Below are 26,777 nucleotides of genomic sequence, written 5' to 3'. Positions count from 1 at the left end.
ATTGATCATATTTGTATGGTTAATTTAATTTTTTATCTTTTATCCCGGAGAATAACTGTGAAAACTATAACCACAGATATTGCAGTGATCGGCGCGGGCGGTGCAGGTCTACGTACCGCTATAGCAGCAGCAGAAGCGAACCCAGAGCTTAACATTGCTCTAATCTCAAAAGTTTACCCTATGCGTTCGCACACTGTTGCCGCTGAAGGTGGATCCGCAGCCGTGACCAAGGAAGAAGATACACTAGACAATCACTTCAACGATACTGTTGGTGGTGGTGATTGGCTGTGTGAACAGGATGTTGTTGAATACTTTGTAAAAAATGCATACCGCGAGATGACTCAATTAGAACAATGGGGTTGTCCTTGGAGCCGTAAAGAAAATGGCGAAGTTAACGTTCGTCGTTTTGGTGGTATGAAAGTTGAACGTACGTGGTTTGCTGCCGATAAAACCGGTTTCCACATGCTTCATACTCTGTTCCAAACTTCAATGAAATACCCTCAAATCAATCGTTTTGACGAATATTTTGTTGTTGACCTTCTTGTTGAAGAAGGCCAAGTTCAAGGTCTTATTGCTATTCATATGGCTGAAGGCGAACTTATCTGTATTAAAGCAAAATCTGTTGTATTAGCAACGGGTGGCGCAGGTCGTGTTTACCACTGTAATACCAATGGCGGTATCGTAACTGGTGATGGTATGGCTATGGCATTCCGTCATGGTGTACCTCTACGTGATATGGAATTCGTACAATATCACCCAACAGGTTTACCAGGTACTGGCATCTTGATGACTGAAGGTTGTCGTGGTGAAGGCGGTATCATGATCAATAAAAATGGTTACCGTTACCTACAAGATTACGGTATGGGTCCAGAAACTCCTATCGGTGAGCCAAAGAACAAATACATGGAACTGGGTCCTCGTGACAAAGTTTCACAAGCATTTTGGCATGAACTTCAAAAAGGCAACACTATTAAACACCCACTGGGTGATGTAGTGCATTTGGATCTTCGTCACCTAGGTGAAGAATACCTAAATGAGCGTCTTCCGTTTATCTGTGAGCTATCAAAAGCTTACGTTAACGTTGATCCAGCTAAAGAACCAATTCCAATTCGCCCTACAGTTCACTACACCATGGGTGGTATTGAAACGGATAAGAACAACGAAACAAACATCAAAGGCCTATTCGCGGTTGGTGAATGTTCATCTGTTGGTCTTCACGGTGCAAACCGCTTAGGTTCAAACTCTCTAGCTGAACTTGTTGTATTTGGTCGTCTTGCTGGTGAAAAAGCCGCTGAACGTGCCGCTGAATTCACAACTTGGAACGATGCTTCTATCCAAACTCAAATCGAAGCTGTTGAAGCTCGTATTGATGCTTTACTAGCACAAGAAGGCGATGAAAACTGGGCTGATATCCGTACTGAAATGGGTCACTCAATGGAAGCTGGTTGTGGTATCTACCGTAAAGAACACGAAATGCAAGATACGGTTGATAAACTGGCTGAGCTGAAAAAACGTTACAAAAACATCAGCATCAAAGATAAAGGCAAAGTATTCAATACAGACCTTTTATACGCAATCGAAGTTGGTTATGGTCTTGAAGTGGCTGAAACAATGGCTCACTCAGCAATTTTACGTAAAGAATCTCGTGGTGCACACCAACGTTTAGACGAAGGTTGTACAGAGCGTGATGATGTAAATTACTTAAAACACTCATTAGCGTATTACAACGAAGATGCTGCACCAACAATCAAGTACAGCAGCGTAACTATTACTAAATCTCAACCAAAAGCTCGCCTATATGGTGAAGCAGCAGAGAAAGCAGCAGCAGAAGAAGCGGCAGCAGAGAAAGCCGTGAAAAACGCAGAGGAGCAAGCATAATGACAGCTGGCAAAAGAGTCCAAAAAGTAAGCATTCTGCGTTATAATCCAATGACTGATGCTGAACCACACCTACAAACATTTGATGTACCTTGTGATGATACAACCTCTGTATTAGACGCATTAGGCTACATCAAAGATAACCTAGATAAAGACCTGTCTTACCGTTGGTCTTGTCGTATGGCGATCTGTGGTTCTTGCGGCATGATGGTTAACAATGTTCCTAAGCTTGCATGTAAAGCGTTTTTACGTGATTACCCAAATGGCTTAACCATTGAACCATTAGCTAACTTTGCTATTGAGAAAGATTTAATTGTTGATATGACGCCGTTCATTGAGCGCCTAGAAGCAATCAAACCTTACATCATTGGTAATGACCGTACTCCTGAGCAAGGTCCAAACAACCAAACTCCTGAGCAAATGGCAAAATACAAACAATTTGCTGGTTGTATCAACTGTGGTCTATGTTACGCAGCCTGTCCTCAATTCGGTCTAAACCCTGAATTTATTGGCCCTGCAGCACTAACAATGGCACATCGTTATAACCTTGATAGCCGTGATAGTGGTTCTTCTGAACGTATGAAACTAATCAATGGCGACAATGGTGCTTGGGGTTGTACGTTTGTTGGTTACTGTTCTGAAGTATGTCCAAAACACGTTGACCCTGCTGCGGCAGTAAACCAAGGTAAGATTGCATCATCTCAAGACTTTCTTATCGCAATGCTTAAACCTCAGGAGGCATAAGGATGAGCAACCGTAAACCTTACGTTCGCGAAATGACACGTACGTGGTGGAAAGATCACCCTTTCTACCGTTTTTACATGGTTCGTGAAGCAACCATTCTTCCATTGATTTTCTTTACTATCTGTCTGCTTGTTGGTTTAGGTAGTTTAGTAAAAGGTCCACTGGCTTGGGCTTCATGGTTAGATTTCATGGCAAACCCTATTGTGGTTGCTTTGAACATTGTTGCTTTAGCGGGTAGCTTATTCCATGCTCAAACTTTCTTTAGCATGATGCCGCAAGTAATGCCGATTCGTCTGGGTGGTAAAACACTAGATAAAAAAGTGGTTGTGCTTGCACAATGGGCTGCAGTTGCAGCAATTACATTACTTGTATTGGTTATCGTTTAAGGAGAGTTATTGTGGTAAATCTTAATCCAAAGCGTTCTGACGAACCTGTATGGTGGGGCTTATTCGGTGCTGGCGGCACTTGGTTTGCGATGCTAACACCAGTAACAATCCTTGTTCTTGGTATTTTAGTACCACTTGGCGTGATCGGTCCTGAGTCAATGAACTACCTACGTGTTGCTGGTTTTGTAACAAGCATCATTGGTGCATTATTTGTGATTGGTTCAATCTCAATGCCAATGTGGCATGCAATGCACCGTGTACACCATGGTATGCACGATCTTAAATTCCACACAGGCACAGCAGGCAAAATTGCTTGTTATGCAACGGCAGCATTAGCAACCGTTCTTTCTGTTGTGTTTATCTTTATGATCTAGTCTGACTTCAGATGAATAAAAAAAGGTTGGCTTTATGCCAACCTTTTTTGTTTCTGTCATATAAATAACAACATATTCACGCAATAAAAAAGGCCACCGAAGTGACCTTTTATGCAAAATAATCTCGATCTATATCGAAATTACTTCACACGACCTACGTATTCACCCGTACGAGTATCTACTTTCACTACTTCACCAATAGCGATGAACAGTGGAACACGAACAACAGCGCCTGTTGCTAATGTAGCTGGTTTACCACCAGTACCTTGAGTATCACCTTTCAGACCTGGATCTGTTTCAGTCACTTCAATCTCAACAAAGTTTGGCGGTGTCACCGTAATTGGATTATCATTCCAAAGAGTCACAGTACAAGTGTTGTTTTCTACTAACCATTTAGCCGTGTCACCAACCGATTTAACATCAGCAGCGATTTGCTCAAAGCTTACGCTGTTCATGAAATGGAAGAATTCGCCATCGCTGTACAAGTAGTCAAGCTCTACGTCGACAACATCAGCAAGCTCGAAGCTTTCACCTGATTTAAATGTTTTTTCTAGTGTTTTACCAGAAAGCAATTTGCGAAGTTTTACACGGTTGAATGCTTGGCCTTTACCAGGTTTAACATATTCATTGTCGATAATTGAGCATGGCTCGTTATCAAACATAAATTTCAAACCGCCTTTGAATTCATTGGTACTTACTGACGCCATGATTTCCTCTTAACATCGTTGAGTTATAAATAATGTCACACATAATAACCCGAAATGACGCTCCTGTTGAGCAAAACTGGCTCAAAGAGATCTCAAATGCGATCTCAGATCCTCATCAACTGCTTTCAACTCTAGGAATTGATAGCTCACCTTGGGAGAAAGGATTAGAAGCGAAAAAGTTATTTGCGTTACGTGTGCCGACAAGTTTTGTCGATCGAATGGAGTTTGGCAACCCTTTTGATCCTTTATTACGCCAAGTATTGCCTTTAGATCAAGAATTCGAAGTACATGACGGATATTCGACCGATCCTCTTGACGAACAAGATAACGAACAACCCGGATTACTGCATAAATACAAAAACCGTGTTTTGTTAATTTTGAAAGGAGGCTGCGCGGTAAATTGCCGTTATTGTTTCCGTCGCCATTTTCCTTATGAAGATAATAAAGGCGGGAAATCCGTCTGGAAAAAATCCATAGATTATATTTCCGAGCATCCTGAATTAAACGAAGTGATTCTTTCTGGTGGTGATCCTTTGATGGCAAAAGACCATGAGATAGAATGGTTAATTCAACATTTAGAGACCGTTCCTCATATTAAGCGTCTTCGTATTCACAGCCGTTTGCCTGTGGTCATACCTAACCGAATTACAGATAAATTATGTTCGTTGTTTTCTGAAACTTCGATTCAAATAATTTTAGTTACGCACATCAATCATGCGAATGAAATCAATGCTGAGTTCACTGAAAAAATGACTCAACTAAAGTACGCTAACGTAACCCTACTAAACCAAGGTGTCTTACTTAAAGGGGTGAATGATACCGCTGAAACGTTAACTGATTTAAGTGAGGCATTATTTGATGCCGGTATTCTGCCTTATTACCTTCATGTATTAGATAAGGTTCAAGGTGCTGCTCATTTCTTTGTTTCTGATAAAGAAGCGAAACGGCTAATGGGAGAGTTAATCGAAAATGTATCAGGCTATCTCGTACCAACATTAACAAGAGAAATCGGTGGTCGTAAAAGCAAAACACCACTCGACCTATATCTGGAATAAACTCAGTATTTAAAATGGTACGTTAAAATACATTCCGTTTTTCAGATACAAAAAAACCGAAGCTTATACTTCGGTTTTTCTTTTATAACTTAGTAGTACTCTAAATTAGAATAACTCTTCCGCTACTTTATAAAGTTCTAACTTCTCAGGACGACGCATGTTTTCGATTGCATCGATGATATCGTGGTGAACAAGCTGTTCATTTTGAATACCAACACAACGACCACCATGGCCTTCAACAAGTAACTTAACACCGTAATTACCCATACGAGATGCTAAAATACGGTCGAATGCACCAGGCTGACCGCCACGTTGAATATGACCAAGAACCGTAGCACGAGTCTCACGACCTGTTTCTGCTTCGATTTCTTTTGCTAGAGCGTTTACATCAGTCATCAATTCAGTAATAGCGATGATTGCGTGCTTTTTACCTTTCGCAATACCGTCTTGAATATTTTGAATTAATGCTTCTTTATTTAAGCCAGTCTCTGGAGTAATTACGTACTCACAACCACCCGCGATTGCAGCCATTAATGTTAAATCACCACAGTGACGGCCCATAACTTCTACAATAGAAATACGTTGGTGAGAAGACGATGTATCACGCAAACGGTCAATCGCATCAATCACTGTATTTAATGCCGTTAAGTAACCGATTGTGTAATCCGTACCTGCGATATCATTATCGATAGTACCTGGAAGACCGATACATGGGTAACCCATTTCAGTTAGCTTCTTAGCACCCATGTAAGAACCATCACCACCGATAACGATTAACGCATCAATGTCGTGTTTCTTAAGGTTTGCGATCGCTTTTTCACGAACAGAGACTTCTTTAAATTCAGGAAAACGAGCTGAACCTAAGAACGTACCGCCGCGGTTGATCATATCAGATACGCTATGGCGCTCTAATTTCTCGATACGATCTTCAACAAGACCTAAGTAGCCATCATGAATACCAAATACTTCTAGGCCTTGCGTTAGTGCTGTACGAACAACACCACGAACTGCCGCATTCATACCCGGCGCATCGCCACCACTTGTTAAAACACCAATCTTCTTGACCATGGTTACCCTCTAATATGGTTGGGAATTTCAATTTCAATTTTTAATACAGCAAGCAAACTCCCTTATCCGCTCACCATTAATAATCTGTAATTTTTTTTCTTATGTAAGAGTATTACCAGTTTACTGAAAAAGTTCGTTGATTCACATCAGAATCAATCACAACTATTTCATTTTTCTGTTACGAACAAACAATAACTGCTAATAATACTACTGAACTCTTATGGAAACTCTGTTTGTTCTCTGTCTGAGTCTAGCACAACTGAAAGCGGGTCTTGATGAATTATAATATCCGAATGCGGAAATACGGTTAAAAGCTCATCTTCCACTTTATCGGCAATAATATGTGCTTTCACTAACGGCATTTGATCTGGCAACTCTAAATGCAATTGAATAAAACGCGTTGGCCCAGCAAGACGGGTTCTTAAATCATGAATACCTTCAACACCATCTACACGGCAACACGCCTCTCTTATCTGTTCTAACTCTTCAATCGGCAATTGTCTATCAAGCAATGACTGAATAGCTTCATACGCCATTTTAAATGCACTAACCAATATATAAACACCAATAATCAACGCAAAAATAGCATCCGCTTCATGCCAACCATACCAACTTAATGCCAGCGCCAACATAATGGCCGCGTTCATAAAGAGATCGGTTTTATAATGCAGTGAATCCGCCGCAATGGCTTGGCTTCCCGTTTGCTTAACGACCCATTGCTGAACCATGACAAGCCCAAAGGTGAGTACAATGGCAAAGCCACTAACATACACCCCAAGCTCAGGGTTTATAACGTCTTGAGGACGGAAAAAACGTTCTACCCCATTCAATAGTAAGAAACACGCCGAACCTGAAATAAACATCGCTTGAGCGAGTGCCGCTAAAGATTCAGCCTTCCCATGACCAAAACTATGCTCTTCATCTGGCGGCTGAAGCGCATAACGCACCACCAGTAAGTTGGTAATAGAAGCCGCCATATCCAGCAAAGAGTCGACTAAAGAAGCCAATAAGCTTACCGAACCCGTTACCCACCACGTACCTAGCTTCACAAGCATTAAGATTGTGGCGACAATCGTTGCAAGCCAAGCTGCCATCGTTACTAAAGAGGCGTATTTTTTAGTCATGAATCTTCCGTTTCTTATAAATCAGCTCTCTAGTATAAAGCCTTAACTTGATGATCGTTATTCAATTTATTAATAAGTACCTAACAAAGTTACCGCAATAAAAAAACGAGCCTTTATTATGCATAAAGACTCGTTTCAATTTATACGTAAAATACGTGTAATTATTTAGCGCAATCAGCTCTGTATTTATCTTGATTTTCTTTAAATTCTGCTTTTTGCTCTGGGGTTAAAATATTCATCATATCGTGACGTTTCTTAATCATATCAACACGGTGGTCAATTTGTTTTTGTGACATCTTCTCTGCTAAATCACGAACCGCAGATTCATCAAAGTTATCCGCTAAAATAAGATTTTGCATTGCCTCATGGTCAGCTTTCATTTCCGCTGTTGGTTGGCGTTTTTCACCTTTTCTTGCTTTATGTTCTGCTTTACTAGCATCGCGCATTTCGTCTAGTTGATCTTCTTGAGCATCGGTTAACTCAAGATCTTTAAATGCTTTTTTATTGGCTTTCATCATGCACTTACCACCATGCATACCTTCACCACCCTTCATGCCGCCTTTCATTCCACCTTCATGATGACCACCAGCTGCAAATGCAGAAGCAGACGCTAAAGAAAGAGGAAGTACTACCGCACCTAAAATCATTTTTTTCATCATGTTCATTATAATATCTCCGTTACAGAAAATTCAGTTTGCTCAAAGGCAGCTCGTTGCTGCTTGGTATGAAATAAGAATAGCTCAAGTAAAGTAAATGAGTGTCTTTTGAGCGTAAATCAACGTAAAGAGCATTTCCAAGGTTGGTATTCACCCGTTATTTGGCGATACTATATCCATAAGATATTAAGCAGGTGAATAATAATGGCAAAGATTTTATTGGTTGATGATGATGTGGAACTGACCGCATTACTTAAAGATATTTTAAGCTTAGAAGGCTATAACGTTGTAGAAGCCAATAATGGGATCGAAGGGTTAGCAGCAGTTACTGATGATCTTGATCTTATCTTGCTTGATATCATGATGCCAAAAATGAACGGCATGGATATGTTACGAAAATTACGTGAAACGAACGAAATCCCCGTATTAATGCTGACAGCAAAAGGCGAAGAAATTGATCGAGTCATCGGCTTAGAACTTGGTGCAGATGATTACCTACCTAAACCATTTAGTGACCGAGAATTACTCGCTCGTATTCGCGCTATATTGCGTCGCACACAAAGTAAAAACAAAGAAAATCATAATAGCAGCAGTATCAAATACCAAAACATTGAGATTTTCATTGGTAAGCAAGAAGCCTATCATGATGGCGTATTATTAGACTTAACCGGAACTGAATTTGGATTATTGTCTCAGTTTATTCAAAAGCCAGGAGAGATCATCTCTAAAGAAGAACTTAGTTTAGACGTATTAGGTAAACGTCTTGCGCCTTTTGACCGAGCCATTGATATGCACGTATCAAATCTACGTAAAAAATTACCACCTCTATCTGGAGAAAAGCCTCGTATTAAAACATTACGTGGTCGTGGCTATTTATTTGTAGAGGAATAACTCTTGTTTGCAAAAAAAATGAAGTTTCCTATTCTCTCGAGTTTATATAGTCGTATCTTTGCCATTTTTTGGTTTACCTTACTGCTGGTTCTTATCGGGGTCGTTATCGGGCCTAACTTCGATCCTCGTTCTCGCCATAATATAGCCGCAGAACAACTGACAAAAATGACACAAATTGCGGCTTACATTACAGGCAAATACTCCGAACGAGATGACCTCAAGTCCACACTAAAAGTGATCAGCCATAAAGCGCATAAACATGACGAAAATCTAGATCTTTTTTTTACCACGCCAACAGGAGAGATCTTAGATAAACCCAAAGAATTACGAGGGCAAAAAAAAGCATTACTTAACTTTTTGACCTTATCTGATGACCCCAAACTACCACAACAAAAGCTCTATGGTAGAACCATGATGGCAGGTCCGTTTGATATCGTGATCGCTCATGAAACCGTTTATATGTACGTAGGACGATATTGGAAAAAGCCTCCCCCTTTTATCCTTCGTATTTTAGATAAACCAATACAGCTCTTGCTCGTCACCATGCTCGTTAGTACTCCGTTTTTATTATGGTTAGCTTGGGCGTTAAGCCAACCAGCAAGACGATTACAAAAAGCGGCCGAACGGGTTGCTAGAGGTCAATTTGAAAAAGACGAAGCCTTAGAGAAAGGCCCAAGAGAATTCAGAAAAACAGGACAGAGCTTTAACCAAATGGTGGGATCATTAAACACAATGATCTCAGGGCAGCAGCGGTTGCTCTCCGATATTTCACATGAATTGCGTTCACCATTAACTCGCTTACGAATGGCTACTGCACTTGCTACCCGTAAACAAGGGGAAAGTGCTGAATTATCTCGTATTGATATGGAAGCAGACCGACTTGAACAGATGATTTCAGAGTTATTAGAGCTATCTCGTATTCAAGTGAACAGCCACCAAGAACGAGAGAAGACAGATGCTTATACGCTTTGGTTTGATATATTAGAAGACGCCAAATTTGAAGCTGAACATATGAACAAAACACTCACGTATTTAGGATTAACAGAAACGCCTATTTTTGGTAATCCTAATCTGCTGATGAGTGCGATAGAAAACGTCATAAGAAACGCGATTAAATATGGTAATGATGTCATCACCGTTCATCTCGCTGTACACGAGAAGTCATTAGTCATTCACGTTGATGATAATGGAGAAGGGGTTCCAGAAGATGAACTGAATGATATTTTCAAACCTTTCTACCGAGTATCTACCGCGCGTGATAGAAGCAGTGGTGGTACAGGATTAGGTCTTGCTATCACTGAAAGTGCAATGCACCAACATAGTGGTACTATCATTGCGAGCAAAAGCCCTCTGGGTGGACTACGAATGACGATTACGTTACCTATCGAAAAGTAGCACCTCTATAAAGCATGACTTATTTTAAGGTAAGTCATGCTTTCAATCTTGCCAACTAAAACAAGTTTAGACTGTATTCAACTCAATTTTTCTTCACAATGATCTGATCAACTACTTATCCCGATGGGTATTAGATATACTGCGTTTACTTTCCGTTTATTCAAGAGTTCATTATGTTTGAGATTGCGCTGTACGAACCTGAGATCGCACCAAATACAGGTAACATTATTCGACTGTCTGCTAACTGTGGTGCAAATCTGCATTTAATTGAACCATTAGGATTTGATTTAGAAGAGAAGAAACTTCGCCGAGCTGGGTTGGATTATCATGACTTGGCTCATGTAAAACGCCATAAAGATTACGCAGCCTTTCTTGAATATTTAGAAAATGAAAGCGAAGGTGAACACCGTATTTTTGCTTGTACCACTAAAACGACAGGCCATCACACAACGCCAAGTTATCAGAAAGGCGATGTATTATTGTTTGGCCCAGAAACCCGTGGCTTGCCTGCTGATTTAATTAATGCATTACCAATGGAACAACGCGTTCGTATTCCTATGATGGCAGACAGCCGCAGTTTAAATTTATCAAACTCTGTTGCCATCATCGTATTTGAAGCATGGCGTCAAATGGGGTTCGAAGGCGGACTTTAATCGCTTATCATGGCAAAAAAATAGCCACTCAATAGTGGCTATTTTTATACGTATTAATTAGAGAATAGTTTAGTTAAATCCCATCCCCTGACATAAAGGTTTGTGATTTACCATTAAACTGTTGGTCCATATCAAGAGATGGCATTTCAGAACTCGGACGACCAACGATTTTAGCAGGAACACCAGCAACTGTAGTATGAGGTGGAACCGCTTGAAGTACGACTGAACACGAGCCGATCTTAGCACCAACACCCACTTCAATATTACCCAAAATCTTCGCACCAGCACCAATCATAACGCCTTGACGGATCTTAGGATGACGATCACCACACTCTTTACCGGTACCGCCTAGTGTGACATCCTGCAGAATCGAAACGTCATTTTCGACCACAGCCGTTTCGCCTATAACAATGCCCGTAGCATGGTCAAACATGATCCCTTTACCAATAGTAGCCGCAGGGTGAACATCCACCTGACACGCGACTGATATTTCATTTTGTAGGTAAGTGGCTAATGCTACGCGCCCTTGCTTCCATAGCCAGTTCGATACACGGTAACCTTGCAGCGCGTGATAACCTTTTAGGTACAATAAAGGCATTGAGTACATTGAAACCGCAGGATCTCGAGTTACCGTCGCACAAATATCGCACGCGGCCGCATCCGTAATACTTGGATCGGAGGCGAACGCCTCTTCCACCACTTCACGAACCGCCATTGCAGGCATTGAAGCCGTGGCTAATTTATTCGCAAGAATGTAACTTAATGACGCCGCTAAAGTTTCATGTTTAATGATGGTGGCATGATAAAAGCTTGCAAGTATGGGCTCTTGCTCAGATTGCTCGCGCGCTTCCTGAACAATTTTTTCCCATACTTTGTGTTTCTTACATTCATTCATCTTCATACCATCCTTGAATTACGATTCTGATTTTTTGTCGCGTGCTAATAAATCCTGCGCAGCGATTCTTGCATCTTTCCCTTGATACAATACTTGATAAATTTGCTCAACTATAGGCATTTCTACGCCCATACGTTCTGCAAGCAAAAAGACTTCTTTGGTATTTCTATACCCTTCTACAACTTGTCCAATTTCAACTTGGGCGCTTTCCACATCTCCACCTTTACCTAAAGCAAGGCCAAAACGGCGATTACGCGACTGGTTATCGGTACAAGTTAAGACTAAATCACCTAAACCAGCCATGCCCATAAAGGTTTCCGCTTCTGCGCCCAATGCAACACCTAGGCGTGTCATTTCAGCTAAACCACGGGTAATCAATGCCGTACGCGCATTCGCACCAAAGCCAATACCATCAGACATACCTGCACCAATAGCAATTACGTTTTTCACCGCACCACCAAGTTGCATGCCTGTAAAATCATTATTTGCATATACGCGGAACGTTTTTGAACAGTGTATTTTCTCTTGAAGATCTTTTACAAATTGCTGATCAGGTGATGCCACAGCTATCGCTGTTGGCATACCAGAAGCAAGTTCTTTAGCAAAAGTAGGTCCAGATAGCACAGCCAGAGAATGCGATTCACCCAAGGCTTCTACTGCCACTTCTTTTAATAAACGACCTGTTTCAGGCTCTAATCCTTTTGTCGCCCAACACACGCGAGAATCTTCACGTAAAAATGGTTTCACATTACCTAACACCAAGCCAAACACATGACTTGGAACAACAACAAGTAAATCACGGCTCGCTTGAACTGATTTTTCAAGATCAGTTGACATGATTAATGATGGTGGGAAAGCAACACCTGGTAAAAACTCTTCATTTGCACGATCAGCTTCAAGGCGATCCATATGTGCAGCTTCATGGCCCCATAAGATCACTTTTGCGCCATTGCGAGCAAGAGAAATAGCAAGAGAAGTTCCATATGAACCAGCACCAAGTACGGTCATTGATATATCAGAGTAATCAGTTTGTGTTGTCATTGTGACCATCCAAAACAAGTATCAAAAGATACAGTAGTAATAAAAACAAAATGCACTTGTTATCAAAATATAGGAGCTATAAAAACTATAGGACTATATTAGATAAAAAAGTGCATTTATTCTCTACAAATTAATCAATAACAAAGAGTCATCAATTTTTCGCGGTCAAAGATTACGCTTGAGCTGGTGCTTCTGCGTTTTCTTGAGCTTGGTTTTGTAGGTAATTCATGAACAATGCGTCAAAGTTAACTGGCGCAAGGTTAAGTTGTGGGAACGTACCTTTAACGACTAGGCTAGAGATTGTTTCACGAGCGTATGGGAAAAGGATGTTCGGGCAGAATGCACCTAGGCAATGTGCTAGTTGAGCTTCTTCCATTTGACCAGCAGTAAAGATACCGCCTTGTTGAACTTCACATAAGAATGCCGTTTCTTCTTCGTTTTTAACCGTTACAGTTAAACGTAAGATTACTTCATAAACACCTTCGCCTAGTTCACGGCTTTGAGTATCAAGATCCAGTTTAACATCTGGATTCCACTCTTTTTGGAACATAGTTGGTGAATTAGGCGCTTCAAAAGATACGTCTTTTAGGAAGATGCGTTGAATTGCAAAGTTTTGTTGTTCTTGTTGTGCTGCTTCAGCCATGAGAAAGTCCTTTATATTTAAATATGTATGAACGCAGAATAACGATATAGGGCTACTCTGCATTCGTGATATCTAAAAAGTGAGCCAGATATCACATCAAAATGAATCGATTGCTTAGGAAATGGGCAATTACTTTTTATTTTTTGCCGACTTAGCTTTTACCAACGGTAGGTTAGCTTCATTCCAAGAGATCAAACCGTTTTTAAGAAGTTTAACTTGCTCAAAACCCGCTTTATGCAAATCATTTGCAGCAGCTTGAGCCGTTTGACCTGTTTTACATACAACAATAATTGGGGTGGTTTTTGAGTTTTCAAGACCAGATAAGTTACCTGCTTTGATGTCACTTGGTAAAATGTGACGCGCATCCGTAATGTGACCTGATTTAAACTCATCTTTAGAGCGAACATCTAACACAATCGCATTTTCGCGGTTCATTAGCATCGTTGCTTGTGCTGAATCTATTTCTTGGTAGCCCGATGTTTTTTGTTTTACTACGTTTTGAATTAACGCAACAATAATACCAACCCAAACAACAGCTAAAATCATGTTGTTGGTTACAAAATCGATGATTGACGTTTCCATATTCTTTATCTCTGATTTTTGGATAACCACATGCCATTAGACAGTTCAGTTACCATAGGCGCTAAAATTAAGGCGAAAGTATACCCTAGGGTTTCTTTTGAAACTAGCGAGGATAAAAAAACAGCCAAATACAGCTAAAATGCTGTGATATTGGTTTTACAATTGAGACCAAACACAAACTCTGCCTAGTCAGAGTCCACTCTATCTGAAATAATGCGGCAATGAACATATCCCTTTTAAATACGTTTTTTTCTTTTCGTAAACTCTGTACGACGGCGTTAGTGTGTCTGACATTTAGCTTTCCTATTATCTCTCATGCTAATGACGCAGAATTAAAGGGAATGAAGCAAGAAATATCTCGTCAAAACTCACTATTAAGTAAACAGAAAAAAGAACTCTCTAGCCTCCAAACTAGTTTGAAGGAACATGAATTATCCATTGCCAACGCCTCTCAAAAAACACGCAAGGCAAAGCAAGAACTACACACATTAGAGACCTCTATTGCTGACTTAAAACAACAGCAGTCCGAGCTAACTCAGCAACAAGTGGGTCAGATTGAAATTCTAAAAGACTTGCTAGTTAACTACTATTTCACGAGTCGAAACAATCAACTGTCGAACGTGTTGAGCGGTGATGATGTTAATAAAATAGATCGTATGACTCAGTACGCTCAACGTTTATCAGAAGCCAGAGTCGGTGCTATATCTCAATTAGAGTTCACCACAATGCAACTGAAAGAAAAAGAAGCCTCTTTACTTAAGCAACAACAACGACAAACGGAGCTTCTTGCACAATACACAAAAGAAAAACAGACACTACAAACATCTCAAAATAAACGTAAGAAAACCGTTTCAAGCATCAAAAAGCGCATTTCGAATGATAATGGTTATTTAAATGAACTGCAGCAGAATGAAAAACGTTTAAAAGTAGCGATTGCTAAAGCAAAAGCTAAAAACAATGTCCCTATGGATGGTATTGCCCGTCAAAAAGGTCGTCTACCTTGGCCAATCGATAATCCTAAAACATTGCATAGTTTTGGCACCAAACAAACTGGTCAATTAACGTGGAAAGGCATGGTATTAGCAAGTGAGTATGGCACTCCAGTTAAAGCTGTATATTCAGGTAAAATTGTTTTTGCGGACTGGTTGCGAGGTTACGGTTTAATGGTCTTAATCGATCACGGTAAGGGCGACATGACCTTATATGGCTACAACCAAAGTCTAATGAAGAAAGAAGGCGATAAAGTACGCGCAGGGGAAACCATTGCAGTGGTTGGTGACAGTGGGGGTCAAGACAGACCGTCTTTATACTTTGAAATCCGCCGCAACAGTAAAGCACAGAACCCTCGTTCTTGGTTGAAGCGTTAGTCATTACTTAATTAATCAGTAAAGTCAGACAGTAAAAAAGCCGCATTATCTCTATTTATATAGAAGGATAACGCGGCTTTTTTTATTCAATTCAGATAGCGAGTAAATTATTTTAAGGTTTTGTTTGGATCATCTTCTTTACGCTGATATTCACCTTCAAACACATCACCTTGTTGATCATTCTGTCTTGTTTGATCAAACGGATTTCCTTGGTTAAAAGGAGCATTTTGATCGAAGCCACCACCGAAACCGGCATGAAATCCACCTTGTGATGCTCCGATACCATTCACCTTTATTCGGCTCATTAATTGTTTTGCTAAATACGCCCTTGGCGCAGGCAGTAAAACCAGCATTCCTAACGCATCAGTCATAAAACCAGGGACAAGCAATAGCACACCGGCAATAGCAAGCATGACGCCTTCAACGATTTGCTGAGCTGGTAACTCGCCTTGCTGCATTTTTGATTGTACTGACATCAAAGTCTGAATACCTTGACTACGAACTAATGACGCACCAACAAAGGCGGTGACCAATACCAATCCAAGCGTCGGCCACATTCCTAACATGCCCCCAACTTGCACAAACAGTGCAATTTCAATTATGGGAACAAAAATAAACAGTAATAATAAAATAGGAAACACAACACACCTCGATTGGATTTAAGACGATCTTTCGCTTTATATTTCTTTATTTAGTGTAGCAGGCATTAACCGCAAACCACTTTTTATCTCTCTATTATGATAGATGCGGCACTTCTGTTCAATTTTCAAGAAAGAACTCTGTAAAAGAGTGTAAACAGCCATCAAATTCATTAACTCAAGTAGCAGTTATATAACCTATAAAGTAAAAATATTAACAACTAGTGAGAGCATTATCTCAATTTGAAATATTTTGCAAAAACTCGACGTAAAAAGTGATCAAGTTAACACTTTTACCACTAAAGAGGTGTATGATGACGTTAAAACAAGGCATCAGGTACGATATTGATCACCCTCTGACGAACGGACTCTACTCGCAGATATGGTCACTTGGAAAAAAATCCAATAATTAAAATATAGAACCTTAAAGGCTTACTATGACTCAGATGCTTGATTTAGAAAAAACAAATACTGCAACTCGTATTGAAGAAGATTTACTTGGTGAACGCCACGTTCCCGCTGATGCTTACTACGGTATCCATACTCTTCGTGCGATGGAAAACTTCAACATTTCAAACGTCACTATTTCTGATGTTCCAGAATTCGTTCGTGGCATGATCTTCACTAAAAAAGCAGCTGCATTAGCAAACAAAGAATTGGGTGCAATTCCTTCACAAGTTGGTGAGTACATCATCAAAGCATGTGACTTAATTCTTGAAACTGGCAAATGCATGGATCAGTTCCCTTCAGATGTATATCAAGGCGGCGCTGGTACTTCTGTAAACATGAACGCAAATGAAGTTATTGCAAACGTTGCTCTTGAACTAATGGGCAAAGAAAAAGGCGAATACGACATCATTAACCCTAATGATCACGTAAACCGTTCTCAATCAACTAACTGTGCATACCCAACAGGTTTCCGTATTGCTGTATACAACAGCATGATGAAATTAATCGAAGCGATTGAATACCTAAAAGGTGCATTCGATCTTAAAGATCAAGAATTCCGCAATGTTCTAAAAATGGGTCGTACTCAGCTTCAAGATGCAGTTCCAATGACAGTAGGTCAAGAATTCCACGCTTGGGGTATCTTACTGAAAGAAGAAGTTAAAAACCTTAACTACACAGCGCAACTTCTTTTAGAAGTGAACATTGGTGCAACGGCAATCGGTACTGGCTTAAACGCGGCTACAGGTTACCAAGAAGCAGCGGTACGTCACCTAGCTGAAGTAACTGGCCTAGAGTGTGTTGCAGCTGAAGATTTAATCGAAGCAACGTCTGACTGTGGTGCTTACGTTATGATCCACGGTTCGCTAAAACGTACTGCGGTTAAACTGTCTAAAATCTGTAATGACTTACGTCTTCTTTCTTCTGGTCCTCGTGCAGGTCTTAATGAATTGAACTTACCTGAGCTTCAAGCCGGTTCTTCAATCATGCCAGCTAAAGTAAACCCAGTAATTCCAGAAGTTGTAAACCAAGTATGTTTCAAAGTAATTGGTAACGACACTACAGTGACTTTCGCTGCTGAAGCGGGTCAACTGCAATTAAACGTAATGGAACCTGTAATTGGTCAAGCTCTTTTCGAATCTATCGAAATCTTGAAAAATGCATGTGTGAACTTACGTGACAAATGTATCGACGGTATCACGGTAAACAAAGAAGTATGTGAAGCTCACGTATTTAACTCTATCGGTATCGTTACATACCTAAACCCATTCATTGGCCACCACGAAGGTGACATTGTTGGTAAGATTTGTGCTGAAACAGGTAAAAACGTTCGCGATGTAGTTCTTGAGCGTGGCCTTCTAACAGAAGAGCAACTAGATGACATCTTCTCAGTAGAAAACCTGATGCATCCGCAATACAAAGCAAAACGTTACGAATAATTCGTAGCACCTCAAATAGCGAGCTCACTGAAGCTCGCTTTTTTTTATACTCATTATTTTACTGATAATAAAATCAAGTAATCATTCATACTTTTATTGAATTGCTGTATATAACTGCTCAATAAAAATCTGAATAATTATTTTAAATTCAAACATTGGAGTTACATTATGATTGCTGTACAACTTCTTGTCGTACTGCTGTTCATCTATTTAGGTGCACGTATCGGCGGTATTGGTATCGGATTTGCGGGTGGCGCGGGCGTTCTTGTCCTTACCATGATCTTAGGTTTAGACGCGGGTTCTATCCCTATCGATGTTATTTTAATCATCATGTCTGTAATCACGGCTATTGCAGCAATGCAAGTGGCTGGTGGTATGGATTGGTTGGTTGACCTAGCAGAACAATTCTTACGAAAAAACCCAAAACGTATTACTTTCTACGCACCAATCGTGACTTATTTCATGACAATGCTAGCAGGTACAGGCCACACTGCGTTCTCTACACTTCCAGTTATTGCTGAAGTAGCGAAAGAACAAGGTGTTCGTCCATCTCGCCCTCTTTCTATCGCTGTTGTTGCCTCTCAAATTGCAATTACCGCGTCTCCAATCTCTGCGGCAGTTGTTTTCTTTTCTGGTATTCTTGAGCCACTAGGTGTGGATTACTTAACGCTATTAGCGGTATGTATCCCATCAACATTCCTAGCATGTATGGTTGGTGCATTTGTTGCTAACTTCCTAGGTTGTGAGCTAAAAGATGATCCTGTTTATCAAGAGCGTCTTGCAAAAGGCCTTATCAAGATGAACGGTGCAGGTAAGCGTGAAATCTTACCAACAGCAAAAACGTCTGTTTATATCTTCTGTGCAGCTATTGTAGCCGTTGTTGCTTATGCAACGATGATCAGTGGCAGTGTGGGTCTGATTGAACATCCAACGATTGGTCGTAATGAAGCTATCATGGCGCTAATGCTAACCGCTGCTGCCGCTATCGTTACTTTCACTAAGATTGATGCGTCTAAAATTGCAAACGCAGCAACCTTCAAATCAGGCATGAGTGCGTGTGTGTGTGTGCTTGGTGTAGCATGGCTTGGTGATACGTTTGTGTCTTCTCACATTGGTGAAATCAAAGAGTTCTCGGCTGAGATCCTTGCACAATATCCGTGGATGCTAGCGATTGTTTTATTCTTTGCTTCAATGCTTCTTTACTCTCAAGGCGCGACAACTACCGCTCTAATGCCTGCAGCCCTTGCGATTGGTGTTGCTCCTATTACGGCAGTTGCTTCGTTTGCTGCAGTAAGTGCACTGTTTGTACTTCCTACTTACCCTACGCTTCTTGCTGCGGTAGAAATGGATGACACTGGTTCAACACGTATTGGTAATCTTGTGTTTAACCACCCATTCTTCATTCCGGGTGTAGCAACGATTTCTACTTCTGTTGCACTAGGCTTTATATTTGGCGGTATTATTCTTTAATTAAGAAAATGCACATATACCACCAAAAATGGCAGCTAATTTAGCTGCCATTTTTTATGCCTATTTAATTATGACTTAATCGGTACAACCAATATATCAATAGGTGAGTGATGAATAAGAGGTCGAGAATATGAAATTATTTTGCTGAGAAAATCATGGTGATGTCCGCAAATCAGTAAATCAACTTCATTCTCTTTTACCGCGGCATCAACTTTATGACTAAGATCTCCGGTTCCAACCCAAAAGCTCTCAATAGGAAAGTCAGTGTACTGCTGAAAATCAGCCAGCCATTTATTTGAAGGCTCATTCAGTGGTTTGCGCTCAGGCTCTGCTCGGATATCAATCAGCTCTGGATAAATTTCTCCATGGGTGCCATCGATATGAATATAAGACACTTTTGCACCAACTAAACCAGCCATAGAAACGGCTCTATCAATCAGAACATGACTCTCTTTTGACAGATCCAATGCGACAAGGATATGTTTGTATTTCATCACAACGCCCTCTTCATCTATTAGTAAATTAAGCATAGTTTTAGTCAGGAGAAAATAGTGTCGTTGAGATCTCGAAATGATAACAAATCATAAAAAACAGACCGACAGACTCATTAGAAACGAGCTGATCATTACGGCAATTGATACTATACTTGTCGAACTCTTGACCATTTCGATAGTCATATCCATATCTATTTTTATAAAGACTCCCACATGACGAATTTACTCCGATTTCGAGCTGCCCTTTTATCATTCTTCATTCTATTCATTTCTTTCGCTCCACAAGCATTAGCTGCGTTTGATTTAACCAAACTACAGAATCAACCAGGTTCTTCTTTTGTAACCGTAAATGAAGCGTTTCCTTTTAACTTTATGCAGCAAGGCGATCGCGTTTATTTAGATTGGCAAGTAAAGCCTGATTACTATTTATATCAACAACGTATTTCAGTTACTGCTAATGGTGCTGAAATTGCGGATTTAGTTATGGAAGAAGGCACACCTCATAACGATGAATTTTTTGGTAATGTAAACATATATACAGAACCTCTTACGATCACAGCTCCTCTTATCTCGGTTAGTGATAATGCAGAGTTAACCGTGCGATACCAAGGCTGTGCCAAAGCCGGATTCTGTTATCCACCTGAGATCCGTAAAATTCCACTATCCGCACTAACAGGGCTAAGTTCGTATCAAGATGAAGCGCCCAACACCCATGTTGTGGCAAAAAGCGATACCGCACCGGTTAGCGTAGAAAAGAACACATCGTTGGCTCCTGAACCAAAAGTAGTATCTCAAACTCAACAGCAAGAACTGGCTGACAACTTGGGTGATGCTTGGTGGACTCCGTTTTTATTCTTAGCGTTAGGTATTGGTCTTGCGTTTACTCCTTGTGTGTTACCTATGTACCCTATTTTAACGGGCATTGTTTTAGGTGGCGGTAAACTTTCTCATGGTAAAGCCTTCAAACTGTCTTTTGTCTATGTTCAAGGCATGGCTCTTACCTACACCTTACTTGGGTTAGTGGTTGCTTCTGCCGGTCTACAATTCCAAGCAGCATTACAACATCCTTACGTTCTTATTGGTTTGAGTGTGATGTTTGTGCTGTTAGCACTGTCCATGTTTGGTGTTTACACCATTCAATTACCAAGTAGCTTACAAACCAAATTAAACGACATCAGTAACCAACAAAAAGGCGGTAACTTAGGTGGCGTATTTGCGATGGGTGCAATCTCTGGTTTAGTGTGCTCACCATGTACAACTGCACCATTGTCTGGTGCGTTACTTTATGTCGCAAAAAGTGGGGACTTACTAACAGGCGCTGTTGCGTTGTATGCCTTAGCGATTGGTATGGGTATCCCATTAATTTTAGCCGCAGTATTTGGTAATAAGCTGCTACCAAAAGCAGGCATATGGATGACGTATGTGAAAACCCTATTTGGTTTTATTCTTCTCGCGGTTCCAGTCTTCTTATTAGAGCGAATTCTTCCTCATAACATCACGCCATTTATTTGGTCTGCTCTTGGGATCGTAGCATTTGGTTGGTTATATCATGTCAAAGCAACGATGCCCCAATCATGGAAAACAAGTGTTGCTGGTATCATCGCTATCTTGGGTATTGTCGGCTCAGCGATTCCTGTCATCGATGCTATATCAGGGAAAACATCGAGCCAAGTTGCCACTACTCAAACGGTGACCTTTAAGCGCATCTCTACTATTGATGAATTAAACAAAGAACTTGAGGTAGCAAAAATTCAAGGCAAGCCTGTGATGCTCGATTTCTATGCAGATTGGTGTGTCGCTTGTAAAGAGTTTGAAAAATACACCTTTCATGATGAAAACGTTGAACCGTTACTATCCAACTTTATTTTGTTGCAAGCCGATGTCACCAAAAACAGCCCAGTTGATATTGAATTATTAAAGCAACTTAAAGTGTTAGGTTTGCCTACCATCGATTTTTGGAATGCAAATGGCGATTATTTATCAGACTCTCGCCTTACGGGATTCATGAAAGCAGAGCCGTTTATTCAGCATTTGCAACAAAATGTGAGCTTGGTTGAATAATTTTGCTCCTTTATTGACCAAAATCATTAGCATTACGAAGACACTTATTTTACAATGCGAATTAACGCAATTAAGCGAACAATTACATTAATTTTTTGAGGTATATGATGAGACTTATTCCATTAAACCAAGCAGAACAAGTAGGCGCATGGTCAGCACAACACATTGTTAACCGCATCAATGAGTTTAACCCAACAGCAGATCGTCCATTTGTTCTTGGTCTTCCTACTGGTGGAACTCCTCTTAATACTTACAAAAAGCTAATTGAACTGTACAAAGCAGACAAAGTAAGCTTTAAGAACGTAGTAACATTCAACATGGATGAGTACATCGGTCTTGATACAAATCACCCAGAATCTTACCGTACTTTCATGTTTGAAAACTTTTTCAACCATGTTGATATCCAAGAAGAAAACATTAACCTTCTAAACGGTAACACTGACAACCACGAAGAAGAATGCCAGCGTTACGAAGACAAAATTAAGTCTTACGGCCGCATTAACTTGTTCATGGGTGGTGTTGGTAACGACGGTCATATCGCATTTAACGAACCTGCTTCATCTCTAGCATCTCGTACTCGTATCAAAACACTAACTGAAGATACTCGTATTGCTAATTCTCGTTTCTTTGATGGCGACATCAACCAAGTGCCTAAGTTTGCATTAACTATCGGTGTTGGTACGTTACTTGACTCTGCTGAGATCATGATCCTAATTACTGGTCACAATAAAGCACTTGCTCTGCAAGCCGCTGTTGAAGGATCTGTAAACCACATGTGGACAGTATCAGCACTTCAACTTCACCCTAAATCAGTAATCGTTTGTGATGACGCATCACAACAAGAACTGAAAGTGAAGACAGTTAAGTACTTTAAAGAACTAGAAGCTGAAAACATCACACACGTTTAAGATTCATTGTTAATAAATACAAAAGGAGAGCTAAATCAGCTCTCCTTTTTTTATACACTCCGAATAACCCTCCTCCAAAAAACACCTTAAATCCCCCTCAACTTTGATTCTCTTATTCTGACAATCGTTTTCCTATACTCTTTTATTAAAAAAATCTCGTAATAATGCTTTCATTATTGGTATCAAAACGACAATTCATCCCAATTAATAAAATAGACAACAATTACTATGCAACACCAAAGGAGTACTTTTATCTGTAATTAAATTTCATTTTACTGGTCGAGAAATAGAGCCATTTAATTCGAGGAATGAAAGAAATCAAAAAGTGAGAGGCAGATCATATTGATTTTTTATTATTTAAATAATAATTCACTAATAGTGATGAGCGTCACTATTTGCAGGAAATAGGAATGACTCGAAATGAGATATTGCGCATTTAATTATCATTGACAAATTGAATTTGAGCGAAATGTAGCAAAGTTTCATACTCAAAATGCTAGCTAGATCTACTTAATTTGTATTTGGAAAGGTGAATTTGTGGGGTGTCTCACGAATTTCCCGTTATCGGTTCTATTAAAAAATCTATGGTAAATTATGTCTGTACTTAGAAATTAACCAATGGCTTTGGCGAGCCATTTTAGAATATTTAATAAAACCTCAAACGGGGAATCACTTATGATATCACCAGATGCAAAGATCAAGATACAAAATTTTGGTCGTTTTTTATCAAACATGGTAATGCCTAACATTGGTGCGTTTATCGCATGGGGCTTTATCACTGCTTTATTTATCCCAACAGGTTGGATCCCTAACGAAGCGTTAGCGAAACTTGTTGGCCCTATGATTACGTATCTACTTCCACTGCTAATCGGTTATACCGGTGGTAAATTAGTGGGCGGCGAACGTGGGGCTATCGTTGGTGCAATTACAACAATGGGTGTTATTGCTGGTACTGATATACCAATGTTCATGGGCGCAATGATGGTTGGTCCTATGGGTGGCCTAGCGATTAAGCTGTTCGACCAAAAAGTCGATGGTAAAATCAAAAGTGGCTTTGAAATGCTAGTAAACAACTTCTCTGCCGGCATTATTGGTATGCTGTGTGCGATTGTTGCTTTCTACTTTATTGGTCCTTTTGTTAAAGTATTATCAGCCGGTCTTGCCGGTGGTGTTAATTTCTTAGTCGAGGCTGGTCTTCTTCCTTTAACGTCTATTTTTGTTGAACCCGCAAAAATTCTCTTCTTAAATAACGCGATTAACCACGGTATTTTCTCTCCTCTTGGTATCCAACAAGCAAACGATACTGGTCAATCTATTTTCTTCTTAATAGAGGCAAACCCAGGTCCAGGTCTAGGTATTCTTCTTGCTTACATGTTCTTTGGTAAAGGCTCTGCAAAACAAACGGCTGGTGGGGCATCAATAATCCATTTCTTTGGTGGTATCCACGAAATTTACTTCCCATACATTTTGATGAATCCACGTTTAATCCTTGCTGCTATTGCTGGTGGTATGACGGGTGTTTTCGTTCTCACTCTATTTAATGCTGGCATAGTTGCTCCTGCATCTCCTGGTTCTATCTTTGCCATTTTATTATTAACACCAAAGGCATCGGCTGTCGGCGTTATCTGTTCAATTTTATCAGCAACAGCGGTTTCATTTACTGTGGCGGCACTGCTAATGAAAATGCAAGCAACCTCTGATGAAGATGACGGAACTTCATTAGATGATGCAACATCAAAAATGCATGACATGAAGTCAGGTTCAAAAGGCAGCCCTTCAGGTATCACAGCAGAAAAAAGCAATTCACCTAAATTAACCAATATCCAAAAAATCATCGTAGCGTGTGACGCTGGCATGGGTTCAAGTGCCATGGGAGCCGGACTTCTTCGTAAAAAAGTCCAAGCTGCAGGCCTAAATATTAGCGTAACAAACTGTGCTATCAATAACTTACCTACGGATGTCGATATTGTGATTACTCATAAAGATTTAACGGACCGTGCACGTAAGCACGCAGAAAACGCAGAGCATATTTCATTAACCAACTTCTTAGATAGCCATATCTACAACGATTTAGTCGCACGCATTATGGCATCAACTTACCCAGAAGCCGCGAACGATGATGAAATGCCACAAATATCTCCAGTAGCAGCGAATGATGAGTTTTTTGAACCACAAAAAGCACAACCATTTCAAATTGAAGAAAAAAATATCCACCTTGGATTAACCTTCAAAACAAAAGAAGAAGCGATTCAATACGCCGGTGAGCAACTTGTCTCTCTTGGCTACGCAGAACCAGAATATGTAGCAGCGATGTTTGATCGTGAAAAACTAGTACCAACCTACCTTGGTGAATCTATTGCCGTACCACATGGAACAATAGAAGCCAAAGACCGAGTAATTAAAACAGGTATCGTAATCTGTCAGTACCCATCGGGAGTTCAATTCACTGAAGACGAAGATGACGTTGCTAAATTGGTTATCGGTATCGCAGCTAAAAATGATGAGCATATTCAAGTAATTACATCAATTACCAATGCGCTTGATGAGCCTGGTGCCATTGAAAAATTAACATCGACTAACAGCGTTAGTGAGATGTTAGCAATTCTTTCAGGCGAACAAGCAGCATAACAATCATATAGAAAATATAGAACAACTCTCCCCCTATAGGGTTGTTCTATCTCCTAATATCAAATTGAAGGTAATTATTATGAAAGCAGTACATTTTGGCGCAGGCAATATCGGTCGTGGTTTTATTGGTAAAGTTCTTTCTGATTCAAACGTCGCTGTTACATTTGCAGACGTTGATGCTCCATTAGTTGATCAACTTTGTCATGACCAGTCATACAAGGTGAAAGTCGTTGGTTCTGAATGCCAAATAGACACCGTTACACACGTAACTGCGGTAAACTCGACAAGTGACGATGTGATTGAGCGCATTGTACATACCGATTTGCTAACAACTGCGGTAGGTCCTAACGTATTAAATATTATTGCGAAAACCATCGCAAAAGGCTTAACCAAGCGTTTTGAAGCAAATAATAGTTCACCACTAAATATCATTGCTTGTGAAAATATGGTTCGAGGTACTACTCACCTTAAAAACGAAGTCTACTCTCATCTTGATGAATCTTTTCATGCTCGTTGTGATGAGTTAGTTGGTTTTGTTGATTCCGCGGTTGACCGTATTGTTCCACCGTCAGAAGCGGCGAATGACGACTTACTTGAAGTGACTGTGGAAAGCTTCAGTGAATGGATTGTTGATGAACAACAATTCAAAGGTGGCGTACCTAATATTGCTGGAATGGAAAAAACAGACAACTTAATGGCGTTTGTTGAACGCAAGCTTTTCACCCTAAATACCGGTCACTGCATCACCGCTTACCTTGGTGCGTTGAAAGGCCATGAAACAGTACGCGATGCCATTCAAGACCCTGAAATTAGAGCGGAAGTAAAAACAGCAATGGAGGAAAGTGGCGAAGTACTTATTCGTCGTTACGGTTTTGATAAAGAATTACACGCCGCTTATATCGAGAAAATTTTAGGCCGCTTTGCCAATCCATACTTACGAGATGAGATTGATCGCGTTGCACGTCAACCAATCCGTAAATTAGGTGAAAATGATCGCTTAATCAAGCCCTTATTAGGTACAATAGAGTATGGGACAGAGAATAAAACGCTATTAAAAGGTATCGCTGCCGCATTTAAATACGTGAATAATACCGACCCTCAAGCTGTTGAACTGCAAGCTCGCTTACATGAGTTTGGTTTAAAATCAACATTAGCTCATTATACTGGGTTAACAGAAGACAGTTCAGAAGCAGAAAAGATTGAAGAAATCTTTAATACATTAAATTAATAAGAA

25 protein-coding genes are annotated in these 26,777 nt (G+C 40.2%); 15 read left to right on the top strand and 10 right to left on the bottom strand.

The window, feature by feature from the left end:
- The first annotated feature begins 57 nt into the window (after nt 1-57).
- Genes frdA through frdD form a run of 4 tightly spaced genes read left to right on the top strand, consistent with a single transcriptional unit; the run spans nt 58 to nt 3,381 of the window.
- Entirely contained in the window at nt 58-1,878 is a 1,821-nt protein-coding gene (frdA, locus tag A6E03_RS18900) for a fumarate reductase (quinol) flavoprotein subunit (protein ID WP_065592927.1), read from the top strand.
- A complete protein-coding gene (locus A6E03_RS18895; protein WP_065592926.1) occupies nt 1,878-2,621 on the top strand; it encodes a succinate dehydrogenase/fumarate reductase iron-sulfur subunit in 744 nt (247 codons plus the stop codon). The genes frdA and A6E03_RS18895 overlap by 1 nt, the downstream gene beginning before the upstream one ends.
- A 2-nt stretch (nt 2,622-2,623) precedes the next feature.
- Nucleotides 2,624-3,007 carry a fumarate reductase subunit FrdC gene (gene frdC, locus A6E03_RS18890; RefSeq protein ID WP_012551226.1) on the top strand — a complete coding sequence of 128 codons (384 nt, stop codon included), beginning with the start codon at nt 2,624-2,626 and terminating at the stop codon, nt 3,005-3,007.
- 11 nt (nt 3,008-3,018) lie between these two features.
- Complete coding sequence (gene frdD / locus A6E03_RS18885) at nt 3,019-3,381, top strand: fumarate reductase subunit FrdD (protein WP_017022845.1); 363 nt, start codon at nt 3,019-3,021, stop codon at nt 3,379-3,381.
- Nucleotides 3,382-3,521: 140 nt separating this feature from the next.
- Here frdD and efp read toward each other — a convergent pair whose 3' ends face one another.
- Nucleotides 3,522-4,088, bottom strand: a complete 567-nt coding sequence (gene efp / locus A6E03_RS18880) for an elongation factor P (protein ID WP_012551228.1) — start codon at nt 4,086-4,088, stop codon at nt 3,522-3,524.
- Nucleotides 4,089-4,120: 32 nt separating this feature from the next.
- Here efp and epmB point away from each other — a divergent pair, with 32 nt between their 5' ends.
- Nucleotides 4,121-5,143, top strand: a complete 1,023-nt coding sequence (epmB, locus tag A6E03_RS18875) for an EF-P beta-lysylation protein EpmB (protein ID WP_065601517.1) — start codon at nt 4,121-4,123, stop codon at nt 5,141-5,143.
- Nucleotides 5,144-5,248: 105 nt separating this feature from the next.
- Here the strand turns inward: epmB and pfkA are convergent, their stop codons facing one another.
- The 3 genes from pfkA to A6E03_RS18860 form a co-directional block, all read right to left on the bottom strand.
- Entirely contained in the window at nt 5,249-6,211 is a 963-nt protein-coding gene (pfkA, locus tag A6E03_RS18870) for a 6-phosphofructokinase (RefSeq protein ID WP_065592924.1), read from the bottom strand.
- Between the two features lie 218 nt (nt 6,212-6,429).
- Nucleotides 6,430-7,335, bottom strand: a complete 906-nt coding sequence (gene fieF, locus A6E03_RS18865; protein WP_065592923.1) for a CDF family cation-efflux transporter FieF — start codon at nt 7,333-7,335, stop codon at nt 6,430-6,432.
- A gap of 161 nt (nt 7,336-7,496) precedes the next feature.
- Entirely contained in the window at nt 7,497-8,000 is a 504-nt protein-coding gene (locus tag A6E03_RS18860) for a CpxP family protein (RefSeq protein ID WP_065601516.1), read from the bottom strand.
- A 195-nt stretch (nt 8,001-8,195) separates the two neighbouring features.
- Between A6E03_RS18860 and A6E03_RS18855 the strand changes: the two genes are divergently transcribed.
- The 3 genes from A6E03_RS18855 to A6E03_RS18845 all read left to right on the top strand — a co-directional run bounded on the left by A6E03_RS18855 (nt 8,196) and on the right by A6E03_RS18845 (nt 10,930).
- Nucleotides 8,196-8,882: a response regulator gene (locus tag A6E03_RS18855; protein ID WP_065592921.1), complete on the top strand. Its 687-nt coding sequence runs from the start codon at nt 8,196-8,198 to the stop codon at nt 8,880-8,882.
- An 18-nt stretch (nt 8,883-8,900) separates the two neighbouring features.
- Complete coding sequence (gene cpxA, locus A6E03_RS18850) at nt 8,901-10,277, top strand: envelope stress sensor histidine kinase CpxA (RefSeq protein ID WP_065592936.1); 1,377 nt, start codon at nt 8,901-8,903, stop codon at nt 10,275-10,277.
- Nucleotides 10,278-10,450: 173 nt separating this feature from the next.
- On the top strand, nt 10,451-10,930 hold the full coding sequence (locus tag A6E03_RS18845; RefSeq protein ID WP_065592920.1) for a tRNA (cytidine(34)-2'-O)-methyltransferase: 480 nt from the start codon (nt 10,451-10,453) through the stop codon (nt 10,928-10,930).
- Nucleotides 10,931-11,003: 73 nt separating this feature from the next.
- Here the strand turns inward: A6E03_RS18845 and cysE are convergent, their stop codons facing one another.
- The 4 genes from cysE to A6E03_RS18825 all read right to left on the bottom strand — a co-directional run bounded on the left by cysE (nt 11,004) and on the right by A6E03_RS18825 (nt 14,091).
- Complete coding sequence (cysE, locus tag A6E03_RS18840) at nt 11,004-11,825, bottom strand: serine O-acetyltransferase (RefSeq protein ID WP_065592919.1); 822 nt, start codon at nt 11,823-11,825, stop codon at nt 11,004-11,006.
- 18 nt (nt 11,826-11,843) lie between these two features.
- Nucleotides 11,844-12,875, bottom strand: a complete 1,032-nt coding sequence (gene gpsA, locus A6E03_RS18835) for an NAD(P)H-dependent glycerol-3-phosphate dehydrogenase (RefSeq protein WP_141676850.1) — start codon at nt 12,873-12,875, stop codon at nt 11,844-11,846.
- Between the two features lie 163 nt (nt 12,876-13,038).
- Nucleotides 13,039-13,509: a protein-export chaperone SecB gene (secB, locus tag A6E03_RS18830; protein WP_065592917.1), complete on the bottom strand. Its 471-nt coding sequence runs from the start codon at nt 13,507-13,509 to the stop codon at nt 13,039-13,041.
- A gap of 129 nt (nt 13,510-13,638) precedes the next feature.
- Nucleotides 13,639-14,091, bottom strand: coding sequence for a rhodanese-like domain-containing protein (locus A6E03_RS18825; protein WP_065601515.1), 453 nt, complete (start codon nt 14,089-14,091; stop codon nt 13,639-13,641).
- A gap of 221 nt (nt 14,092-14,312) precedes the next feature.
- Between A6E03_RS18825 and A6E03_RS18820 the strand changes: the two genes are divergently transcribed.
- Nucleotides 14,313-15,458: a murein hydrolase activator EnvC gene (locus A6E03_RS18820; protein WP_065601514.1), complete on the top strand. Its 1,146-nt coding sequence runs from the start codon at nt 14,313-14,315 to the stop codon at nt 15,456-15,458.
- Between the two features lie 107 nt (nt 15,459-15,565).
- Here A6E03_RS18820 and A6E03_RS18815 read toward each other — a convergent pair whose 3' ends face one another.
- Entirely contained in the window at nt 15,566-16,099 is a 534-nt protein-coding gene (locus tag A6E03_RS18815) for an FxsA family protein (RefSeq protein WP_065601513.1), read from the bottom strand.
- Nucleotides 16,100-16,533: 434 nt separating this feature from the next.
- On the opposite strand from A6E03_RS18815, the gene aspA reads away from it, so the two are divergent.
- Nucleotides 16,534-17,982 carry an aspartate ammonia-lyase gene (gene aspA, locus A6E03_RS18810; protein WP_065592913.1) on the top strand — a complete coding sequence of 483 codons (1,449 nt, stop codon included), beginning with the start codon at nt 16,534-16,536 and terminating at the stop codon, nt 17,980-17,982.
- Between the two features lie 168 nt (nt 17,983-18,150).
- The gene (locus A6E03_RS18805) at nt 18,151-19,452 is read left to right on the top strand and encodes an anaerobic C4-dicarboxylate transporter (protein ID WP_065601512.1); all 1,302 of its coding nucleotides are present in this window, start codon (nt 18,151-18,153) and stop codon (nt 19,450-19,452) included.
- A gap of 68 nt (nt 19,453-19,520) precedes the next feature.
- On the opposite strand, the gene A6E03_RS18800 is transcribed toward A6E03_RS18805, so the two are convergent.
- Nucleotides 19,521-19,946 carry a universal stress protein gene (locus tag A6E03_RS18800; protein WP_065601511.1) on the bottom strand — a complete coding sequence of 142 codons (426 nt, stop codon included), beginning with the start codon at nt 19,944-19,946 and terminating at the stop codon, nt 19,521-19,523.
- A gap of 213 nt (nt 19,947-20,159) precedes the next feature.
- Here A6E03_RS18800 and A6E03_RS18795 point away from each other — a divergent pair, with 213 nt between their 5' ends.
- The 4 genes from A6E03_RS18795 (at nt 20,160) to A6E03_RS18780 (ending at nt 26,771) form a co-directional block, all read left to right on the top strand.
- Nucleotides 20,160-22,007, top strand: a complete 1,848-nt coding sequence (locus A6E03_RS18795; protein WP_065601510.1) for a protein-disulfide reductase DsbD — start codon at nt 20,160-20,162, stop codon at nt 22,005-22,007.
- Nucleotides 22,008-22,114: 107 nt separating this feature from the next.
- On the top strand, nt 22,115-22,915 hold the full coding sequence (gene nagB / locus A6E03_RS18790; RefSeq protein ID WP_065601509.1) for a glucosamine-6-phosphate deaminase: 801 nt from the start codon (nt 22,115-22,117) through the stop codon (nt 22,913-22,915).
- A 675-nt stretch (nt 22,916-23,590) separates the two neighbouring features.
- Nucleotides 23,591-25,543 (top strand): PTS mannitol transporter subunit IICBA, encoded by a 1,953-nt coding sequence (locus A6E03_RS18785; RefSeq protein WP_065601508.1) that lies wholly within the window; start codon nt 23,591-23,593, stop codon nt 25,541-25,543.
- A gap of 79 nt (nt 25,544-25,622) precedes the next feature.
- Nucleotides 25,623-26,771, top strand: a complete 1,149-nt coding sequence (locus tag A6E03_RS18780) for a mannitol-1-phosphate 5-dehydrogenase (RefSeq protein WP_065592907.1) — start codon at nt 25,623-25,625, stop codon at nt 26,769-26,771.
- The last annotated feature ends 6 nt before the right edge of the window (nt 26,772-26,777 follow it).

Origin of the sequence: Aliivibrio sp. 1S128 (genome assembly GCF_001691065.1) — a bacterium.
In the GTDB taxonomy this organism is placed as follows: Bacteria; Pseudomonadota; Gammaproteobacteria; order Enterobacterales; family Vibrionaceae; genus Aliivibrio.
This window is presented reverse-complemented; position numbering and strand designations above follow the sequence as displayed.

Excerpts from the sequence above, each read along its gene's own strand:
- A6E03_RS18855 (WP_065592921.1), top strand. The coding sequence starts at position 8,196 with ATGGCAAAGATTTTATTGGTTGATGATGATGTGGAACTGACCGCATTA.
- A6E03_RS18800 (WP_065601511.1), bottom strand. The coding sequence starts at position 19,946 with ATGAAATACAAACATATCCTTGTCGCATTGGATCTGTCAAAAGAGAGT.
- cysE (WP_065592919.1), bottom strand. The coding sequence starts at position 11,825 with ATGAATGAATGTAAGAAACACAAAGTATGGGAAAAAATTGTTCAGGAA.
- A6E03_RS18845 (WP_065592920.1), top strand. The coding sequence starts at position 10,451 with ATGTTTGAGATTGCGCTGTACGAACCTGAGATCGCACCAAATACAGGT.
- A6E03_RS18805 (WP_065601512.1), top strand. The coding sequence starts at position 18,151 with ATGATTGCTGTACAACTTCTTGTCGTACTGCTGTTCATCTATTTAGGT.
- A6E03_RS18825 (WP_065601515.1), bottom strand. The coding sequence starts at position 14,091 with ATGGAAACGTCAATCATCGATTTTGTAACCAACAACATGATTTTAGCT.
- A6E03_RS18795 (WP_065601510.1), top strand. The coding sequence starts at position 20,160 with ATGACGAATTTACTCCGATTTCGAGCTGCCCTTTTATCATTCTTCATT.
- gpsA (WP_141676850.1), bottom strand. The coding sequence starts at position 12,875 with ATGGTCACAATGACAACACAAACTGATTACTCTGATATATCAATGACC.
- A6E03_RS18780 (WP_065592907.1), top strand. The coding sequence starts at position 25,623 with ATGAAAGCAGTACATTTTGGCGCAGGCAATATCGGTCGTGGTTTTATT.
- secB (WP_065592917.1), bottom strand. The coding sequence starts at position 13,509 with ATGGCTGAAGCAGCACAACAAGAACAACAAAACTTTGCAATTCAACGC.
- aspA (WP_065592913.1), top strand. The coding sequence starts at position 16,534 with ATGACTCAGATGCTTGATTTAGAAAAAACAAATACTGCAACTCGTATT.
- A6E03_RS18860 (WP_065601516.1), bottom strand. The coding sequence starts at position 8,000 with ATGAACATGATGAAAAAAATGATTTTAGGTGCGGTAGTACTTCCTCTT.
- epmB (WP_065601517.1), top strand. The coding sequence starts at position 4,121 with ATGTCACACATAATAACCCGAAATGACGCTCCTGTTGAGCAAAACTGG.
- fieF (WP_065592923.1), bottom strand. The coding sequence starts at position 7,335 with ATGACTAAAAAATACGCCTCTTTAGTAACGATGGCAGCTTGGCTTGCA.
- cpxA (WP_065592936.1), top strand. The coding sequence starts at position 8,901 with ATGAAGTTTCCTATTCTCTCGAGTTTATATAGTCGTATCTTTGCCATT.
- A6E03_RS18820 (WP_065601514.1), top strand. The coding sequence starts at position 14,313 with ATGAACATATCCCTTTTAAATACGTTTTTTTCTTTTCGTAAACTCTGT.
- nagB (WP_065601509.1), top strand. The coding sequence starts at position 22,115 with ATGAGACTTATTCCATTAAACCAAGCAGAACAAGTAGGCGCATGGTCA.
- A6E03_RS18785 (WP_065601508.1), top strand. The coding sequence starts at position 23,591 with ATGATATCACCAGATGCAAAGATCAAGATACAAAATTTTGGTCGTTTT.
- frdC (WP_012551226.1), top strand. The coding sequence starts at position 2,624 with ATGAGCAACCGTAAACCTTACGTTCGCGAAATGACACGTACGTGGTGG.
- pfkA (WP_065592924.1), bottom strand. The coding sequence starts at position 6,211 with ATGGTCAAGAAGATTGGTGTTTTAACAAGTGGTGGCGATGCGCCGGGT.
- A6E03_RS18895 (WP_065592926.1), top strand. The coding sequence starts at position 1,878 with ATGACAGCTGGCAAAAGAGTCCAAAAAGTAAGCATTCTGCGTTATAAT.
- efp (WP_012551228.1), bottom strand. The coding sequence starts at position 4,088 with ATGGCGTCAGTAAGTACCAATGAATTCAAAGGCGGTTTGAAATTTATG.